The following is an 18,696-nucleotide window of genomic DNA, read 5'->3' on the forward strand; positions in this document are numbered from 1 at the left end:
TGACATGCAGGATAATAAAACGCAATCCGACACCACCTTTACGCTCAATCAACTCTCCTTTCGCGTACCCGGGCGCACGCTGCTGCATCCGCTCTCTCTGACGTTTCCGGCCGGTAAAGTGACGGGCCTGATTGGCCACAACGGCTCCGGTAAATCCACGCTGCTCAAGATGCTGGGGCGCCATCAGCCGCCTTCAGAAGGCGCTATTCTGCTGGATGACCAGCCGCTGGAGAGCTGGAGCAGCAAAGCTTTTGCTCGCAAAGTGGCCTATCTGCCGCAGCAGTTGCCTCAGGCGGAAGGGATGACGGTGCGTGAGCTGGTGGCGATTGGGCGTTATCCGTGGCACGGTGCGCTTGGGCGCTTCGGCGTCGCCGACAGAGAAAAAGTGGAAGAGGCGATTGCGCTGGTGGGGCTAAAACCGCTGGCGCACCGTCTGGTGGACAGCCTGTCCGGCGGTGAACGTCAGCGGGCGTGGATTGCGATGCTGGTGGCGCAGGACAGCCGCTGCCTGCTGCTGGATGAACCGACCTCTGCGCTGGATATTGCCCATCAGGTGGACGTGCTGGCGCTGGTGCATCGCTTAAGTCAGCAACGTGGCCTGACGGTGATCGCGGTCCTGCACGATATCAACATGGCGGCACGCTACTGTGACTACCTCGTCGCGCTGCGTGGCGGCGAAATGATTGCCCAGGGCACGCCGTCTGAACTGATGCGCAGCGAAACGCTGGAACATATTTACGGTATTCCGATGGGGATTTTGCCTCACCCGGCCGGGGCTGCACCGGTGAGCTTCGTATACTGATGCTGGATAACATTTCCCTTAGCCGCCGTCGTCTTCTGACGTCAATGGCGCTCTCACCGCTGCTGTTTAAAATGAATGCGGCGCGCGCTGCCGCCGTCGATCCGCACCGCATTGTGGCTCTGGAGTGGCTGCCGGTCGAACTGATGATGGCGCTGGGCGTCACACCGTATGGCGTGGCGGATATTCCAAACTATAACCTCTGGGTGAACGAGCCTAAGCTGCCGGACTCGGTGATCGACATCGGCCTGCGCACGGAGCCAAACCTCGAACTGCTCACTCAGATGAAACCGTCGTTCCTGTTCTGGTCTGCGGGCTACGGTCCGTCAGAAGAGACCATGGCGCGGATTGCGCCCGGGCGCGGTTTTTCCTTCAGCGACGGTAAAAAACCGCTGACCGTGGCGAAAAACTCCATTAACGAGATGGCGCATTTCCTCAACCGCGAGGCGGAGGCCAAAAAGCATCTCGATGACTTCGATGCCCTGATTGCCGCCCTGAAGCCGCGTTTTGCCAACCGGGGAGATCGCCCGCTGCTGATGGTGACGCTGCTGGATGCCCGCCATATGCTGGTCTTCGGTAAAAACTGCCTGTTCCAGGAGGTGCTGGACAGCTTCGGCATTAGCAATGCCTGGGAAGGGGAGATGACCTTCTGGGGCAGCACCGCCGTCGGTATCGATCGTCTGGCGGCGTTTCGCGATGTGGACGTGCTGTGCTTCGACCACGGCAACGAACGCGAGATGCAAACGCTGATGGCGACGCCGCTCTGGCAGGCGATGCCGTTTGTGCGCGAGAAGCGCTTCCAGCGCGCACCTGCAGTATGGTTCTACGGCGCGACGCTGTCGGCCATGCATTTTGCCCGCGTGCTGGATAACGCGCTGGGAGGCAAATCATGAGTACGCGTATCGCCCGTTTCCCGGTGCTGCTGTTGTTCCTGCTTTTCCTGGTTGCGCTGGCTCTCACCGGGTTCAATCTCTCGACGGCATTACCGCGCGCACAGTGGGGCGCCGCGCTGGCCTCGCCGGATATCGACAATATTCAGCAGATGCTGTTCCACTACAGCCTGCTGCCGCGTCTGGCGATTTCACTGCTGGTCGGGGCCGGTTTAGGGCTGGTGGGCGTGTTGTTCCAGCAGGTGTTGCGTAACCCGCTGGCAGAGCCGACAACCCTGGGCGTCGCGACGGGGGCTCAGCTTGGGATCACGATAACCACGCTCTGGGCGTTACCCGGGGCGTTAACCGCGCAGTTTGCCGCTCTCGCGGGAGCGTGCGTGGTGGGGGCGCTGGTCTTTGGCGTCGCCTGGGGCAAGCGCCTTTCCCCGGTAACGCTGATCCTGGCCGGGCTGGTCGTCAGCCTCTACTGCGGCGCGATTAATCAGCTGCTGGTGCTGTTCCATCACGATCAGCTGCAAAGCATGTTCCTGTGGAGTACCGGTACGCTCACCCAGACCGACTGGAGCGTTGTGCAGCGCCTGTGGCCGCAGCTGGCGGGCGGCGTCGTGCTGACGCTGCTGCTGCTGCGTCCGCTGACGCTCATGGGGCTGGATGATGGCGTGGCGCGCAACCTGGGGCTGGCGCTGTCGCTGGCTCGCCTGGCGGCGCTCACCCTGGCGATTGTGCTCAGTGCTCTGCTGGTTAACGCGGTCGGCATCATCGGGTTTATTGGCCTTTTTGCGCCCCTGCTGGCGAAAATGCTCGGGGCGCGTCGCCTGCTGGCGCGTCTGCTGCTGGCGCCGCTGATTGGCGCGCTGATCCTCTGGCTTTCCGATCAGATCATTCTCTGGCTGGCGCGCGTCTGGATGGAAATGTCTACGGGGTCGGCAACGGCGCTTATCGGGGCGCCTCTGCTGCTGTGGCTGCTCCCGCGCCTGCGCAGTATCAGCGCGCCGGCGATGGACGCCGGTGATAAGGTCTATGCTGAACGTCAGTCGGTGCTGTGGTTCAGCCTTGCCGGTCTGGCGGTGTTGCTTATCGCCTCGTTTGCCGCCCTCGCGTTTGGGCGCGATGCCGCAGGCTGGCACTGGGCAACGGGTGACTTACTCAACGAACTATTACAGTGGCGCTGGCCGCGTATTCTCTCTGCGTTGTTTGCTGGCGTAATGCTGGCGGTCGCTGGCTGTATTATTCAGCGTCTCACCGGCAACCCGATGGCAAGCCCTGAAGTGCTGGGGATCAGCTCCGGCGCTGCCTTTGGCGTGGTGCTGATGCTGTTCCTGGTGCCGGGCAATGCGTTTGGCTGGCTGATGCCTGCCGGAAGTATCGGTGCGGCGGTCACGCTGATGATTATTCTGGTTGCCTCGGGCCGCGGCGGATTTTCTCCACACCGCATGCTGCTGGCCGGTATGGCCCTCAGCACCGCCTTTACCATGCTGCTGATGATGCTGCAGGCGAGCGGCGATCCGCGCATGGCGAAGATCCTGACCTGGATTTCCGGCTCAACGTACAACGCCACCGCCAGCCAGGTTGCCTGGTCAGGAAGCGTTATGATCGTGCTGCTGGCAATTGTGCCGCTGTGTCGTCGCTGGATGACCATTTTGCCGTTGGGGGGCGAAACCGCGCGTGCGGTTGGCTTAGCGCTGACGCCAACGCGCGTCGCGCTTCTGCTGCTGGCGGCGTGTCTGACGGCAACCGCCACCATGACCATCGGTCCGCTGAGCTTTGTAGGGTTGATGGCACCGCATATCGCCAGAATGATGGGTTTCCGCCGAACGATGCCGCATATTGTGATGTCGGCCCTGACGGGCGGGGTCATTCTGGTGTTTGCCGATTGGTGCGGAAGGATGGTGCTGTTCCCGTATCAGATCCCGGCGGGCCTGCTGTCGACCTTTATCGGTGCGCCGTACTTCATCTATCTGTTGAGAAAGCAGAGTCGGTAATAAAAGTAAACGGCAATCCTTGGATTGCCGTTTTAGTGTTTGCTCCCTCTCCCCGTGGGAGAGGGTTGGGGTGAGGGCACCAGGCCGCACATCTTACAACTTCGCAAACACCTTACGCGCAGCGTCGATGGTGTTATTGATATCTTCTTCGCTGTGCGCCACGGACATAAAGCCCGCTTCGAACGCGGACGGTGCCAGGTACACGCCTTCTTCCAGCATCAGGTGGAAGAAGCGCTTGAAGCGTTCAACGTCGCACTTCACCACGTCCTGGTAGCAGGTCACGGTTTTCGCATCGGTGAAGAAAATCCCGAACATGCCGCCGACGTGGTTAACAACCAGCGGAACCCCCGCTTCTTCTGCGGCTTCCAGCAGACCGTTTGCCAACTGCGTGGTGCGGTCCGTCAGGGTTTCATGAATACCCGGCTGCGCCACTTCGGTCAGACAGGCGAAGCCCGCAGTCATGGCAATTGGGTTACCGGAGAGCGTACCCGCCTGGTAAACCGGGCCGGTTGGCGCCAGGGCCTCCATCACGTCCTTACGACCACCGAAAGCACCGACCGGCATGCCGCCGCCGATGATTTTGCCGAGGCAGGTCAGGTCCGGCTCAACGCCGTAGTAAGACTGGGCACCCGCCAGCGCCACGCGGAAGCCGGTCATGACTTCATCGATGATCAGCAGCGCGCCGAACTCGTCGCACAGGGCGCGCAGGCCCGGCAGGAAGTCAGGCTGCGGAGGGATGCAGTTCATGTTGCCCGCAACCGGCTCAACGATAATGCAGGCGATCTCCTGCGGATACTGCTCGAACGCCGCGCGAACGGTGTTCAGATCGTTGTAGGTGCAGGTCAGGGTGTGCTTCGCGAAATCCGCAGGTACGCCAGGCGAGTTTGGCTGGCCGAGCGTCAGCGCGCCGGAGCCCGCTTTCACCAGCAGGCAGTCCGCATGGCCGTGGTAGCAGCCTTCGAACTTGATGATTTTGTCGCGACCGGTAAAACCGCGCGCCAGGCGGATGGCGCTCATGGTGGCTTCAGTACCGGAGTTCACCATACGCACCATGTCCATGGTAGGCACCAGTTCGGTCACCAACTCCGCCATTTTCACTTCCATCTCGGTTGGCGCACCGAAGCTCAGGCCGCGCTGCGCGGCTTCGATGACCGCGTTACGAATGGCAGGGTGGTTATGTCCGAGAACCATCGGCCCCCAGGAACCGACGTAATCGATATAGGCTTTGCCATCGACATCATACATATACGCGCCGTCAGCACGTTCAATAAACAGCGGCGTTCCGCCCACGCCGGTAAAGGCGCGAACAGGTGAGTTCACGCCACCTGGGATAAGCTCGCGGGCTGCACTGTAGAGGTTTTCAGACTTGCTCATGGCGTCGTTCCTGGTTCGTATAAAATGATTAAGCACACTATTCTAAGTGATTCGTGGAAGGTTATGAAATTTTTAGCCGGGTAATGCTTTAAGATTTGTTAAGTATTTTTCAGGCGACGCAGGGAAGGTCTCTGGTAAAATCTGCGCGGCTTTTTGTATGACGAATAAGAACAGGACATGAAATCAGATTCTCCGTCTTTTGAAGAACAACAGTTTACGCGCGCCCAGCACCGAATCAGCATTCGGCGGCTGCTCAATCGCGATAAAACGCCGCTGGCGATCCTGCTGGCCGCTGCCGTGGTGGGTACCCTTGCAGGTCTGGTTGGCGTGGCGTTTGAAAAAGCGGTTAATGCCGTACTCAACTGGCGAGTGGGAACCGTAGCCGGTTTCGCCGAGAGCGAATGGCTGGTATGGGTAGCGGCATTCGGCCTGTCTGCGCTGTTTGCCATGGTGGGGTATTTTCTGGTGCGTAAATTCGCTCCGGAAGCGGGCGGGTCTGGCATTCCGGAAATTGAAGGCGCGCTGGAGGAGCTGCGTCCGGTGCGCTGGTGGAGGGTGATCCCGGTTAAATTCATCGGCGGCATGGGGACGCTGGGCGCGGGGATGGTGCTAGGCCGGGAGGGGCCAACGGTGCAGCTGGGGGGGAACGTCGGCCGCATGGTGGGCGATCTGTTCCGTATGCGTAGCGCCGAGGCGCGCCATACGCTGCTGGCCACCGGTGCAGCGGCGGGGCTTTCTGCGGCATTTAACGCGCCGCTTGCGGGTATTTTGTTCATCATCGAAGAGATGCGCGCGCAGTTCCGCTACAACCTGATCTCCATTAAAGCGGTGTTTACTGGCGTCATTATGTCGAGCATTGTCTTTCGCATCTTTAATGGCGAAGGGGCGGTGATTGAAGTCGGTAAACTGACCAACGCACCGGTGAACACCTTGTGGCTATATCTGATCCTCGGCATGATTTTTGGCGTGGTGGGGCCGCTGTTCAATGCCTTTATCTTACGCGCTCAGGATATGTTTCAGCGCGTTCACGGCGGCAATACCACGAAATGGGTGCTGATGGGCGGCCTGCTGGGTGGCATTTGCGGCGTGCTCGGCTTTATCGAACCGAATGCCGCGGGCGGTGGCTTCGGGCTTATTCCCATTGCTGCAGCCGGAAACTTCAGCGTGGGTTTGCTGCTGTTTATGTTTATCTCCCGGGTTATCACGACGGTATTGTGCTTCTCCTCCGGCGCTCCCGGCGGGATTTTTGCCCCGATGCTGGCGCTGGGAACGCTGCTCGGCACCGCGTTTGGTATGGCGGCTGAGGCGGGTTTCCCCGCTTACCATCTGGACGCTGGCACCTTTGCCGTGGCCGGGATGGGGGCACTGCTGGCCGCGTCCCTGCGTGCGCCGTTAACCGGCATAGTGCTGGTGCTGGAGATGACGGATAATTACCAGCTCATTTTGCCAATGATCATTACCTGTCTCGGGGCGACACTATTAGCCCAATTCCTGGGTGGAAAACCGCTATACTCCACCATCCTCGCGCGTACCCTGGCAAAACAAGAGGCGGAGCGGGCCACCACGCAGAATACTTGAATGAATTACCAGGGTATTAGATAATGACGAAAAGAATTGGGTGAATTTTACCCAATAGCAGTATTCATGGGAGCATAAGATGAGTGATGACGTAGCTGTGCCGCTGGAATTTACCGAAGCAGCAGCCAACAAAGTGAAAACCCTGATTGCCGACGAAGACAATCCGGATCTGAAACTGCGTGTCTATATTACCGGTGGCGGCTGCAGCGGCTTCCAGTACGGTTTTACCTTTGACGATCAGGTGAACGACGGCGATATGACCATTGAGAAGCAGGGCGTCGCGCTGGTGGTTGACCCGATGAGCCTGCAGTATCTGGTAGGCGGCTCGGTGGATTATACCGAAGGTCTGGAAGGCTCGCGCTTTGTGGTGACCAACCCGAACGCAACAAGCACCTGCGGGTGTGGTTCTTCATTTAGCATTTAAGCCTGAATGCGGATTGTAGGCCCGGTAAGCGAAGCGCCACCGGGCTTATAAACGACGACTATCTTGAAGTTTCATCCAGCGCAAACGTCGGCAGCTTCAGGTGCCAGCGTATCGCCGCTAAACGTATCACCAGCGTAACGACCATCCCCAGCATGGCCGCATTTTCCAGCGGTATCGCGAAGGTGTAGTACGCCGTGGCGTGCACAATCCCGCCAATTATACAGGCCGTGGCGTAGATTTCAGTCCGCAGGATCATCGGTACTTCGCGCGCCAGGATGTCGCGAATGATCCCGCCGCCTACGCCGGTCAACACCCCCATGCAGATCGCCACCATCGGCCCTGTTCCGGCATTGAAGGCTTTATTCACCCCGATCCCCACAAACACGGCCAGACCCACGGCATCCAGCACCGGCAGGATCCATTTCGGTAATCTGCGGGGCTGGCGAACCAGTACAATGGTTAACAGACAGGTCACCATCGCCACCACCAGGTCGGTAGGATCTTTCACCCAAAACACCGGGCCATTATCCAGCGCCATATCGCGGATTGTCCCGCCGCCCACGGCGGTCACCACGCCCAGCACCAGCACGCCAAACGGATCCATGCGTAGTTTTCCGGCGAGCAGGACGCCGGAGATAGCAAAAACGGCTGTACCAAGAATATCCAGCCAATAAACGAGCATCGCTAAATCCTCGAACGTATGTTAGTGGCTCTCTGCCAGGGCGGCACAGAGCTGTTTTGCGGCGAGGATAATACGCGGGCTGGCGCGTTCAAACCAGTCGCTGTTAAGCGGGATCACCGGAATTTTTAGCTGGCTCTGCCAGAATTGTTTAATTTTAGGAATCTCGCTCGCATTTCCGACCACTACGATGGCCTGCGGCTGGCGCGCCAGAACCTGCTCACGGCTCACCTGAGGCCACGGTACCCGGCTGGCAGCAAAGATATTTTCACCGCCACAGACTTCAAGTACCTGGTTCTGAATCGAGCCTTTTCCGGTGGTGAACAGCGGCTGGCTGCCAAACTGCAGGAAGATGCGTTTTTTGGCTGGCGTATTGTATTGGGCTTTCAGCGCGGCATAGTCGCTGAGCATTTGGTTCGCCGCACTCTCGGCTTTTTGAGGCGCAGGGCTATAAGGGGTCAGGGCGCGGAGTGCCTGGGCGACTTGCTCAATACTTACCGCGTCAACCCACATGACTTTGATGCCAAGCGAGGTGAGCTGGTTAACCTGCCGCTCGGCGTTACCACCACGCCAGGCCAGCACGAGATCCGGTTTAAGCGCCACGATGCGCTCAAGGTTCATCCCTTGCCAGGTTGCCACTTGCTCAATGCCGGACGCCTGTGGGGGGTAATCCGAAAAGCTGCTGACGCCAACGGGCGTGATCCCGGCGGCAAACGCCAGTTCGGTATTGGCGGGGGAGAGGGTAATCACACGCGGCGCGGCGAAAAGCCACGCCGGTGCGAGCAGAAGCAGGGCGACCAGCGCCCTGAGGGACTGTTTAACCACGTGCCAGGTTCTGCACCAGGCGTTCCACCATCACGGTAGACTGTTTCGCTGCAACGGTCAGGAACTCGTCGAAGCTGATGTGAGACTGCTGGTCTGCCACGTCAGAGATGGCGCGAACCACTACGAACGGTACGCTGAAGTTGTAGCAAACGTGCGCAATCGCGGTCGCTTCCATCTCAACGGCAACCGCCTGCGGGAAGTTGTGGCGGATTTTCGCCAGACCGACGGAGCCATTGATGAACGCATCACCGCTGACAATCAGGCCGCGCACCGCGTTGAGGTTGAGCTCAGCAATACAGGTCTCTGCCGCCGCAATCAGTTTGTCGTCAGCTTTAAACCCTGCCGGGCAGCCCGGAAGCTGGCCGTATTCGTAGCCGAACGCGGTGACGTCAGCATCGTGGTAACGCGCTTCGTCGGAGACAACGATATCACCCACTTTCAGCGTCGGTGCCAGGCCGCCTGCCGAGCCGGTGTTAATGATGACGTCCGGCTTGCAGCGCTCAAGCAGCAGGGTCGCACCCAGCGCAGCAGCCACTTTACCGATGCCTGATTTCAGCAGAGCCACCTCAACACCGTTCAGCTGGCCGGTGTAGATCTCACAACCCCCGAGAGAGAGGGTCTGACGGTTCTCAATTTTGTCACGCAGGAGCGTAACTTCTTCTTCCATTGCACCAATAATGCCGATTTTCATAGATTTACTCGCGATGTGCCTTGTTAAGAGGCATAGTCTATCATGCGGTTAAGGGGAAACGCATTCTCACGCGGGGGAGCACATGTCACCAATCGATTTTCGTACCAAAATTAACTGGCACCGACGTTTCCGTTCGCCGCAGGGCGAAAAGAGCGAACATGAGATCCTGCGTATCTTCGAAAGCGATCGCGGCAGGATCATTAACTCACCCGCCATCCGGCGTTTGCAGCAAAAGACCCAGGTGTTCCCGCTGGAGCGTAACGCCGCGGTGCGCACGCGCTTAACCCACTCAATGGAAGTGCAGCAGGTCGGGCGTTATATTGCCAAAGAGATTTTAAGCCGCCTCAAAGAGCAACGTTTACTGGAAACCTATGGCCTGGATGAGCTGACGGGGCCCTTCGAGAGCATCGTTGAGATGGCCTGCCTGATGCACGATATCGGCAACCCGCCTTTTGGCCACTTTGGCGAGGCGGCTATTAATGACTGGTTTAAACAGCGGCTTCATCCGTCGGATGCGGTAAGCCAGCCACTCAGCGATGACCGCTGCATCGTGCGTGATTTACGCCTGCGTGAGGGCGAAGAAGGGCTAAACGATCTGCGCCGCAAAGTGCGCCAGGACCTTTGTCACTTTGAGGGCAATGCGCAGGGGATCCGGCTGGTGCACTCTCTGATGCGCATGAACCTGACCTGGGCGCAGGTCGGCTGCATTCTGAAATATACGCGTCCCGCCTGGTGGATGGGGGAAACGCCCGCGTCCCACAGTTATTTAATGAAAAAACCGGGCTATTACCTTTCCGAAGAGGCCTATATAGAACGGCTCCGTAAAGAACTTTCCCTGACGCCAAACGGCCGCTTCCCATTGACGTGGATTATGGAAGCCGCCGACGATATTTCCTATTGCGTGGCCGACCTGGAAGATGCCGTCGAGAAAAGAATATTCAGCGTCGAGGAGCTTTATCAGCATCTTTATGCAGCATGGGGAACCCATGAAAAAGGATCGCTGTTCGCGCAGGTTGTCGAAAATGCCTGGGAAAAATCGCGCTCAAATACGTTAAGCCGCAGTACGGAAGATCAGTTCTTTATGTATTTACGGGTCAATACATTAAATAAACTGGTGCCGTATGCCGCCTCTCGCTTTATAGATAATTTGCCGCAAATCTTCAGCGGGGAATTCAACCACGCGCTGCTGGAGGATGACAGCAGTTTCAGCCAACTCCTTGAGCTTTATAAGCATGTGGCGATGCGGCATGTATTTAGCCATCCGGATGTCGAGCAGTTAGAGCTGCAGGGCTATCGGGTAATCAGTGGGTTACTGGAAATTTATTCCCCGTTGCTCCAGCTGTCGGTGGACGATTTCAGCGAGCTGGTGGAGCACGAGCGCGTGCGCAGAATACCCATCGAATCGCGGCTTTATCAGAAACTCTCTACCCGGCATCGCCTGGCCTATGTCGAGGCGATCGGTAAGCTGGATCGCCATTCTCCCCAATGGCCGGTGATGGAATATTATTATCGCTGCCGTCTTATCCAGGACTATATCAGCGGCATGACGGATTTGTATGCCTGGGATGAATACCGCAAGCTCATGGCGGTGGAATAACCACGGAGTTTTGTAAAGACGGCCAATAAATTTTTACCTTTTCCATAAACTTATGGCCGGAACTAAGCGGTATAAAATGAATCTGAGTTACACAGCAATTTTGCGTTACCTGTAAATCGAGATTGAGAAACATGAAAAAAACCACATTAGCAATGAGTGCACTGGCTCTGAGTTTAGGTTTAGCGCTGTCTCCTCTGACTGCTACTGCAGCTGAGACCGCGTCGTCGGCAGCAACCGCGCAGCAGATGCCAAGCCTGGCACCGATGCTCGAAAAAGTGATGCCATCGGTGGTGAGTATTAACGTTGAGGGTAGCACGACCGTCAATACGCCGCGTATGCCGCGTAACTTCCAGCAGTTCTTCGGTGACAATTCACCGTTCTGCCAGGACGGTTCGCCATTCCAGAGCTCTCCGTTCTGTCAGGGCGGTGGCGCAGGGGATGACAGCCAGGGCGGCGGCCAGCAACAGAAATTCATGGCGCTTGGCTCGGGGGTGATTATTGATGCGGCGAAAGGCTACGTCGTCACCAACAACCACGTTGTGGATAACGCTAACAGCATCAAGGTTCAGCTGAGCGATGGCCGCAAGTTCGATGCGAAAGTGGTGGGTAAAGACCCGCGCTCCGATATCGCGCTGATCCAGATTCAGGATCCGAAAAACCTGACGGCGATTAAGATTGCCGACTCCGACGCACTGCGCGTGGGCGATTACACCGTCGCTATCGGTAACCCGTTCGGTCTGGGTGAAACCGTGACCTCCGGTATCGTCTCTGCGCTGGGCCGTAGCGGCCTGAATGCGGAAAACTATGAAAACTTCATCCAGACGGATGCGGCCATTAACCGCGGTAACTCCGGTGGTGCGCTGGTGAACCTGAACGGCGAGCTGATCGGTATCAACACCGCTATTCTGGCACCGGACGGCGGCAACATCGGGATTGGCTTTGCTATCCCGAGCAACATGGTGAAAAACCTGACTGCTCAGATGGTGCAGTACGGCCAGGTGAAACGCGGCGAGCTGGGTATTATGGGTACCGAGCTGAACTCTGAACTGGCGAAAGCGATGAAGGTGGATGCGCAGCGCGGCGCGTTCGTGAGCCAGGTTATGCCGAACTCCTCTGCGGCGAAGGCGGGCATTAAAGCGGGTGATGTGATTACCTCCCTGAACGGTAAACCGATCAGCAGCTTTGCCGCCCTGCGTGCGGAAGTGGGCTCGATGCCGATTGGCAGCAAAGTGACCCTTGGCCTGCTGCGTGACGGCAAACCGGTTAACGTGAGCCTTGAGCTGCAGCAGAGCAGCCAGAATCAGGTAGATTCCAGCACTATCTTCAGCGGTATTGAAGGTGCCGAGATGAGCAATAAAGGCGCAGATAAAGGCGTGGCGGTGAACAACGTGAAGGCGAATTCACCTGCTGCCCGTATCGGCCTGAAAAAAGGTGATGTGATTATTGGGGCTAACCAGCAGCCGGTGAAAAACATCGCTGAATTGCGCAAAATCCTCGACAGCAAACCGTCTGTGCTGGCGCTGAATATCCAGCGCGGTGACACCTCAATCTACCTGCTGATGCAGTAATCCCTTTAAGCCCCTGCGTGCAGGGGCTTTCTCGTTTCTGTGACGCCTACCGCAACTCCATACTTCCCCCTCTCACTTTGTGCATTCGCACAATGCAGCCGTCGCTGAACTTCCCTATGCTTGAGCTCTGCTCACAGGAGGGTTACATGGCTGGCTGGCATCTTGATACCAAAATGGCGCAGGATATCGTGGCGCGCACCATGCGCATCATTGATACCAATATCAACGTAATGGATGCCCGCGGGCGCATTATTGGCAGCGGCGATCGCGAGCGTATTGGGGAATTGCACGAAGGTGCGCTTCTGGTGCTCTCTCAGGGCCGCGTGGTTGATATCGACGATGCGGTAGCGAAACACCTGCACGGCGTGCGTCAGGGGATTAATCTGCCGCTGCGTCTGGAAGGGGAAATTGTTGGCGTCATTGGTCTGACGGGCGAACCGGAATCTCTGCGTAAATACGGCGAGCTGGTCTGTATGACGGCGGAAATGATGCTGGAGCAGTCGCGTCTGATGTATCTGCTTGCCCAGGACAGCCGTTTACGCGAAGAGCTGGTAATGAACCTGATTCAGGCGGAAGAGCATACCCCTGCTCTCAGCGAATGGGCGCAGCGTCTGGGGATCGATCTGAACCAGCCGCGCGTGGTGGCGGTGATTGAGGTCGATAGCGGACAGCTTGGCGTAGACAGCGCGATGGCTGAACTTCAGCAGTTGCAAAATGCACTGGCGACGCCGGAGCGCGACAACCTGGTGGCGATAGTCTCGCTGACGGAAATGGTGGTACTCAAACCTGCGCTCAATCCGTTCGGCCGCTGGGATGCTGAGGATCATCGTCGTCGCGTGGAACTGCTGATCTCCCGTATGCAGGAGAACGGCCAGCTGCGTTTTCGCGTTGCCCTGGGCAATTACTTTACCGGGCCCGGCAGCATCGCCCGGTCCTGGCGTACTGCGCGCACCACCATGATGGTGGGCAAGCAGCGAATGCCGGAGAGCCGCAGTTATTTTTATCAGGATCTGATGCTGCCGGTGCTGCTCGACAGCCTGCGCGGTGGCTGGCAGGCCAACGAGCTGGCGCGGCCGTTAGTGCGCCTGAAGGCAATGGACAATAACGGCTTGCTGCGCCGGACCCTGCAGGCGTGGTTCCGCCATAACGTGCAGCCGCTGGCGACCTCAAAAGCGCTGTTTATTCATCGCAACACCCTGGAGTACCGGCTTAACCGGATTTCGGAGCTGACCGGGCTGGATTTGGGAAACTTTGACGACAGGCTACTGCTGTACGTGGCGCTGCAGCTGGACGAGCAGAGATGATGCAGTGTGCGTTTTCACCCTCTCCCTGTGGGAGAGGGCCGGGGTGAGGGAATCAGACCGCACCTGACTTATTTATTGCGAGTTAATTTCTCAAGATCCGCTTCAATCTCGCTGATCTTGTTGGTGACAACGCTTTCAAGGTGACGCAGATCGTCGAGGATCTTACGCTTGAGATCGACTTCAGTGCGATCGCGCTGGCAAATCTGATCGAGTTCATCGATCACATAGCGCAGATTAGGGCTGATTTCCTGAACTTCTTTATAGCCTTGTCCTACGCCGTCGGCGACGACGGTCTTACGCTGGCGTGGATATTTAAACTTCACGCTCTTGGCGAAAAACTCTCCTTTATCCTTGTGAAAATAGATTTTTAAAATGTCGTTGTTGGCTTCCTGGCGAAGGCTGTAACGATCAATTTCATCAGGATTGGTAATGCCCAGACTTTTCAGATTATCGTACATAGCGGTACCCTTATCTCAACATAACCTTTGAATAATTAACGAAAAAATTCCTTTTTGCCACCCTCACATACAAAAAAAGCGGGGTCGATCCTGATTACATTTCACTGAAATTACCGGGCAGGGAAGGTGCATTGCCCCCACTCGTTTATTGTTGTTTTTAACGACTACGTCAAGTGGAAATCAATTTTATACCTTAATCGGCATTCTCAAGGCTTACGCAGCATAGCGATAGCCGCGAGAAAAGGAGGGCGAGACGGGTATTCAAAAGCGGGGAAATGAGGCAAAGTTATCGCACAAAAGCGTAGCCCGCGGGGATAATGACATGTCAGGACGCATTGATTATCAAATCGAAAAATACAGCTTTGGCGCCGTAGAGGAGAGCCCAAGGCTCACGCACCAGTGGGCAGAAGTTGCCGCTGAGTGCCGCCAACTGAAGGCGGGTGCGGAAGAGCGTTTACGCATTGCCTTACTGAACGTGGATTATGTCACCAGCTTCGAACTGCCATTCCGACTGGTGCTGACCCGTGCCCCTCAGCTCATCGCCGGGCTGCGCGATGAGTTTCAGCTAAGCCAGAAGAACGTTATCTTTAACGGCAAGCGCTTTGGCTGCGTGTATAGCCTGAAAGCCGATCTCAATGCGATTCCCGAGGCTTTTCAGTACCGCATGAGCACCCGCATTCGGCGGATCGATCCCACCGGACTTACGGCAGAGCCTTTCCGGCAGATTGCCAAAGAGGTAAAAGCGCCGCGTGAGCGACTGAAACTGGCGCTGGAGTCGGGGCTGGCGGTGACGGCTCTCGACGGGCTGTTCTGGCTGGGGAGCCAGCGTATGGCGGCGGATATCGCAGGGTTGCGAAAAAAGGGAATGGCAATCGCGACAGCGGAAACGGACGTTTTTGATGATTATACCGGGACGCACAGGCGGGTCCCGGTTTATCAACGCGTTGGGGATTAGTCGATGGTGCGCAGCAGTTCGTTGATGCCCACTTTACCGCGGGTTTTCGCATCCACTTTCTTCACGATAACCGCACAGTACAGGCTGTATTTACCGTCTTTTGACGGCAGGTTACCGGAAACCACCACGGAGCCCGCAGGAACGCGACCGTAGTGCACTTCGCCGGTTTCACGGTCGTAAATACGGGTGCTCTGACCGATGTAAACGCCCATGGAGATCACGGAGCCTTCTTCCACGATCACGCCTTCTACCACTTCTGAACGCGCGCCGATGAAGCAGTTGTCTTCAATGATGGTTGGGTTAGCCTGCAGTGGCTCCAGAACGCCACCGATGCCGACGCCGCCAGACAGGTGGACGTTTTTACCGATCTGCGCGCAGGAACCGACTGTCGCCCAGGTATCGACCATGGTGCCTTCGTCAACGTACGCACCGATGTTCACATAGGATGGCATCAGCACGGTGTTACGTGCGATGAATGCACCCTGACGTACTGCTGCCGGTGGTACCACGCGGAAACCTTCTTTCTGGAAACGCGCTTCGTCGTAATCCGCGAATTTCATTGGCACTTTATCGAAGTAGCGGCTTTCTGCTCCGTCGATAACCTGGTTATCGTTGATGCGGAAAGAGAGCAGCACGGCTTTCTTCAGCCATTGATGAGTGACCCACTGACCGTCGATTTTTTCTGCCACGCGCAGCGCGCCGGAATCCAGCAGGGAAATAACCTGGTTTACCGCTTCACGGGTCACGGTATCCACATTTGCCGGAGTGATCTCGGCGCGACGCTCAAAAGCGGACTCAATAACGTTCTGTAACTGCTGCATTGTTTACTCTTTCCATTTCACTAAAAAACACGTCACCCTTTATCGTTTGGATTGAGGGCTGCTGTCAACCGTTGTTGCACTTCAAGCTGCAGGTCATTATTAAGGGCACGCCGGTCGGCGGTGGCGATTATAAATAAATCTTCTACTCGCTCGCCAATGGTTGTAATTCGGGCCCCATGGAGCGAAATTCCCAGATCGGCAAAAACCTGGCCGACGCGGGCGAGCAACCCTGGCTGGTCGAGCGCGATCAGCTCCAGGAACGATTTACGGTCGGTATGGGTCGGCAGGAAGTTGACCTCGGTATCGACGGTAAAATGACGCAGTTTCGCCGGCTGACGGCGCGGCTGCGGTGGCTGCCAGCTGCGCTGGGTAATCGCCTGCTCCAGACCAAAGCGTATCCCTTCATGCCTGTCCGAGGACAGCGGGCTGCCATCCGGCTCCAGCACAATAAAGGTATCCATCGCCATGCCGTCGCGGGTGGTAAAAATCTGCGCGTCGTGAACGCTCAGGTTACGCCTGTCCAGCTCGGCGCAGACGGCAGCAAACAGATAAGGCCGGTCCGGGCTCCAGATGAATATCTCCGTTCCGCCGCGCGTGGCCTGCGGGCTCAGCAGGATCATCGGCTGAGACAGATCATGCTTCAGCAGGTGCCGCGCGTGCCAGGCAAGCTGGTTTGGGCTATGGCGCACAAAATAGTTGGCACGGCAGCGGGCCCAAATCTGATGCAGCGCTTCTTCATCAATGTTATCCATCCGCAGCAGCGCCAGCGCCTGCAGCTGGTGATGACGCACGCGCTCGCGCATGTCCGGGGTGTTTTGCATCCCGCGACGCAGCTGTTTTTCGGTGGCGAAGTACAGTTCGCGCAGCAGGCTCTGCTTCCAGCTGTTCCACAGGGTTTCGTTGGTGGCGCAAATATCGGCCACCGTCAGGCAGACCAGGTAGCGCAGGCGATTTTCCGTCTGGACTTCTTCGGCGAACTGCTTGATCACTTCCGGATCCTGAATATCACGACGCTGGGCGGTAACCGACATCAGCAGGTGATGGCGCACCAGCCAGGCGACCAGCTGCGTTTCACGCGAGTTGAGACCGTGCAGTTCGGCAAATTTCAGCACGTCCTGCGCGCCCAGCACCGAGTGATCGCCGCCGCGGCCCTTGGCGATGTCGTGGAACAGGGCGGCAATCAGGATCAGTTCAGGGTGGGTCAGGCGCGGCCACAGCTCCACGCACAGCGGGTGGCGGGGCCGCGTCTCTTCTTTCGCAAAGCTTTCCAGCTTGAGCATGACGCGGATCGTATGTTCATCCACCGTATAGGCGTGGAACAGATCAAACTGCATCTGCCCGACGATGTGCGACCACTGCGGCATATAGGCCCACAGCACGCTGTGGCGGTGCATCGGTAGCAGACCGCGGCTGACGGCGCCCGGGTGGCGGAGCATGCTCAGGAACAGCGACCGCGCTTCCGGGATATAGCACAGCGGCTGCGTCAGATGACGGCGCGCGTGGCGCAGATGGCGCAGGGTGGTGGAGTAGATCCCGGTGATGGTGCTGTTGCGCACCATGGTGTAGAACATCCGCAGGATTGCTTCCGGCTCGCGGATAAACAGCGTTTCGTCGCGCAGATCGATCAATGTGCCGCGCAGCTGGAATTCGTCATCAATCGGGCGCGGCTTTTCGTCCGCCGTCAGGGCGAGGATTGCTTCATCAAACAGCTGCAACAGCATCTGGTTCAGCTCGGTGACCCGGCGGGTGACGCGGAAGAAATCCTTCATCATCTGCTCAACCGGCTCGTTACCTTCGCCCTGATAATTCAGCCGCTGTGCCACGCTGAGCTGGCGGTCGAACAGCAGGCGGTTATCGTAGCGGGTAACTTCCAGATGCAGGGCAAAACGGATGCGCCACAGCAGGTGCAGACACTCGTTTAGCTCGTTACGTTCGGCCTCGGTCAGGAAGCCAAAGCCGACCATCTCGTCCATTGAGGTGGCGCCAAAGTGGCGACGGGCGACCCACTGTAACGTGTGGATGTCGCGCAGGCCGCCGGGGCTGCTTTTAATATCGGGTTCAAGATTATAGCTGGTGCCGTGGTAGCGCTGGTGGCGCTGGTTTTGCTCCTCGACCTTAGCGGCGAAGAATTTCTCAGATGGCCAGAAGCCGTCGCTGAAAATATGCTTTTGCAGCTCCAGGAACAGCGCGACGTCGCCAATCAGCAGACGGGTTTCAATCAGGTTGGTGGCGACGGTCAGGTCAGATAACCCCTCCAGCAGGCACTCTTCCAGGGTGCGCACGCTGTGGCCCACTTCAAGCTTGACGTCCCAGAGCAGGGTCAGCAGTTCGCCAATTTTTTGCGCCTGTTCGTCCGGCAACTTTTTGCGGCTTAAGATCAGGAGATCGATATCGGAGAGCGGATGAAGCTCTCCGCGGCCATAGCCCCCGACGGCAACCAGCGCAACATCACTGATTTGCCCAAATCCGTAATCGATCCACAAACGCTGCAGCAGCTGGTCGATAAATTCGGTGCGCGCTTCAATGAGCTGCTCGGCAGATACGCCCGCGTCGAACGCGCTGCCCAGCCAGCGATGGAAAACGTCCATATGGGCTTTTATGTGCGCGCAGGTCAGCTCGTGCGGCGGCCAGACGCCCGGGTTATCGGGCTGGTCGGGGAGGGTGGGAAGTGCTGTGTTAGCATACTGTTCGGGTAATAGATTACTCATCGTGCGCCACCCATAAGAAAAAGCTATCGCCATTAAAAAAGCC

The 18,696-nt window shown here is 57.5% G+C and carries 16 protein-coding genes; 9 read left to right on the top strand and 7 right to left on the bottom strand.

Features of this window, described 5'->3' with window-relative positions:
• Window positions 1-4: 4 nt before the first annotated feature.
• Genes fhuC through fhuB form a run of 3 tightly spaced genes read left to right on the top strand, consistent with a single transcriptional unit; the run spans window position 5 to window position 3,671 of the window.
• Window positions 5-802: a Fe3+-hydroxamate ABC transporter ATP-binding protein FhuC gene (fhuC, locus tag ACR42C_RS04000; protein WP_116342589.1), complete on the top strand. Its 798-nt coding sequence runs from the start codon at window positions 5-7 to the stop codon at window positions 800-802.
• The gene (gene fhuD, locus ACR42C_RS04005; protein WP_479984792.1) at window positions 802-1,692 is read left to right on the top strand and encodes a Fe(3+)-hydroxamate ABC transporter substrate-binding protein FhuD; all 891 of its coding nucleotides are present in this window, start codon (window positions 802-804) and stop codon (window positions 1,690-1,692) included. Before fhuC ends, fhuD begins: the two co-directional genes overlap by 1 nt.
• The gene (gene fhuB, locus ACR42C_RS04010; protein ID WP_479984793.1) at window positions 1,689-3,671 is read left to right on the top strand and encodes a Fe(3+)-hydroxamate ABC transporter permease FhuB; all 1,983 of its coding nucleotides are present in this window, start codon (window positions 1,689-1,691) and stop codon (window positions 3,669-3,671) included. Before fhuD ends, fhuB begins: the two co-directional genes overlap by 4 nt.
• A gap of 93 nt (window positions 3,672-3,764) precedes the next feature.
• Here the strand turns inward: fhuB and hemL are convergent, their stop codons facing one another.
• The gene (gene hemL, locus ACR42C_RS04015; protein WP_479984794.1) at window positions 3,765-5,045 is read right to left on the bottom strand and encodes a glutamate-1-semialdehyde 2,1-aminomutase; all 1,281 of its coding nucleotides are present in this window, start codon (window positions 5,043-5,045) and stop codon (window positions 3,765-3,767) included.
• Window positions 5,046-5,222: 177 nt separating this feature from the next.
• On the opposite strand from hemL, the gene clcA reads away from it, so the two are divergent.
• The gene (gene clcA, locus ACR42C_RS04020) at window positions 5,223-6,623 is read left to right on the top strand and encodes a H(+)/Cl(-) exchange transporter ClcA (RefSeq protein ID WP_479984795.1); all 1,401 of its coding nucleotides are present in this window, start codon (window positions 5,223-5,225) and stop codon (window positions 6,621-6,623) included.
• Between the two features lie 79 nt (window positions 6,624-6,702).
• A complete protein-coding gene (erpA, locus tag ACR42C_RS04025) occupies window positions 6,703-7,047 on the top strand; it encodes an iron-sulfur cluster insertion protein ErpA (RefSeq protein ID WP_008501923.1) in 345 nt (114 codons plus the stop codon).
• 58 nt (window positions 7,048-7,105) lie between these two features.
• Here erpA and ACR42C_RS04030 read toward each other — a convergent pair whose 3' ends face one another.
• The 3 genes from ACR42C_RS04030 to mtnN are packed head-to-tail and all read right to left on the bottom strand — an operon-like array spanning window position 7,106 to window position 9,242.
• Entirely contained in the window at window positions 7,106-7,729 is a 624-nt protein-coding gene (locus ACR42C_RS04030; protein WP_320720896.1) for a TRIC cation channel family protein, read from the bottom strand.
• 21 nt (window positions 7,730-7,750) lie between these two features.
• Window positions 7,751-8,551 carry a vitamin B12 ABC transporter substrate-binding protein BtuF gene (gene btuF, locus ACR42C_RS04035; protein WP_192982034.1) on the bottom strand — a complete coding sequence of 267 codons (801 nt, stop codon included), beginning with the start codon at window positions 8,549-8,551 and terminating at the stop codon, window positions 7,751-7,753.
• Complete coding sequence (mtnN, locus tag ACR42C_RS04040; protein WP_479984796.1) at window positions 8,544-9,242, bottom strand: 5'-methylthioadenosine/S-adenosylhomocysteine nucleosidase; 699 nt, start codon at window positions 9,240-9,242, stop codon at window positions 8,544-8,546. The genes btuF and mtnN overlap by 8 nt, the downstream gene beginning before the upstream one ends.
• Window positions 9,243-9,324: 82 nt before the next feature.
• Between mtnN and dgt the strand changes: the two genes are divergently transcribed.
• The 3 genes from dgt (at window position 9,325) to ACR42C_RS04055 (ending at window position 13,711) form a co-directional block, all read left to right on the top strand.
• A complete protein-coding gene (gene dgt / locus ACR42C_RS04045; protein WP_316380906.1) occupies window positions 9,325-10,839 on the top strand; it encodes a dGTPase in 1,515 nt (504 codons plus the stop codon).
• Window positions 10,840-10,970: 131 nt separating this feature from the next.
• Window positions 10,971-12,407, top strand: a complete 1,437-nt coding sequence (gene degP, locus ACR42C_RS04050) for a serine endoprotease DegP (RefSeq protein ID WP_320720899.1) — start codon at window positions 10,971-10,973, stop codon at window positions 12,405-12,407.
• Window positions 12,408-12,553: 146 nt separating this feature from the next.
• Entirely contained in the window at window positions 12,554-13,711 is a 1,158-nt protein-coding gene (locus ACR42C_RS04055; protein WP_166710167.1) for a CdaR family transcriptional regulator, read from the top strand.
• A 68-nt stretch (window positions 13,712-13,779) separates the two neighbouring features.
• Here the strand turns inward: ACR42C_RS04055 and ACR42C_RS04060 are convergent, their stop codons facing one another.
• Complete coding sequence (locus ACR42C_RS04060) at window positions 13,780-14,169, bottom strand: DUF3461 family protein (RefSeq protein ID WP_008501916.1); 390 nt, start codon at window positions 14,167-14,169, stop codon at window positions 13,780-13,782.
• A gap of 322 nt (window positions 14,170-14,491) precedes the next feature.
• On the opposite strand from ACR42C_RS04060, the gene ACR42C_RS04065 reads away from it, so the two are divergent.
• Window positions 14,492-15,124, top strand: a complete 633-nt coding sequence (locus tag ACR42C_RS04065) for an ECs1377 family protein (RefSeq protein WP_116342611.1) — start codon at window positions 14,492-14,494, stop codon at window positions 15,122-15,124.
• On the opposite strand, the gene dapD is transcribed toward ACR42C_RS04065, so the two are convergent.
• Both dapD and glnD read right to left on the bottom strand, forming a co-directional pair.
• Window positions 15,121-15,945 carry a 2,3,4,5-tetrahydropyridine-2,6-dicarboxylate N-succinyltransferase gene (gene dapD, locus ACR42C_RS04070; protein ID WP_008501915.1) on the bottom strand — a complete coding sequence of 275 codons (825 nt, stop codon included), beginning with the start codon at window positions 15,943-15,945 and terminating at the stop codon, window positions 15,121-15,123. The genes ACR42C_RS04065 and dapD overlap by 4 nt on opposite strands.
• Window positions 15,946-15,977: 32 nt before the next feature.
• Window positions 15,978-18,653: a bifunctional uridylyltransferase/uridylyl-removing protein GlnD gene (glnD, locus tag ACR42C_RS04075; RefSeq protein WP_163330353.1), complete on the bottom strand. Its 2,676-nt coding sequence runs from the start codon at window positions 18,651-18,653 to the stop codon at window positions 15,978-15,980.
• Window positions 18,654-18,696 lie beyond the last annotated feature (43 nt).

It is taken from the genome of Enterobacter sp. MG-EB028, assembly GCF_056673305.1.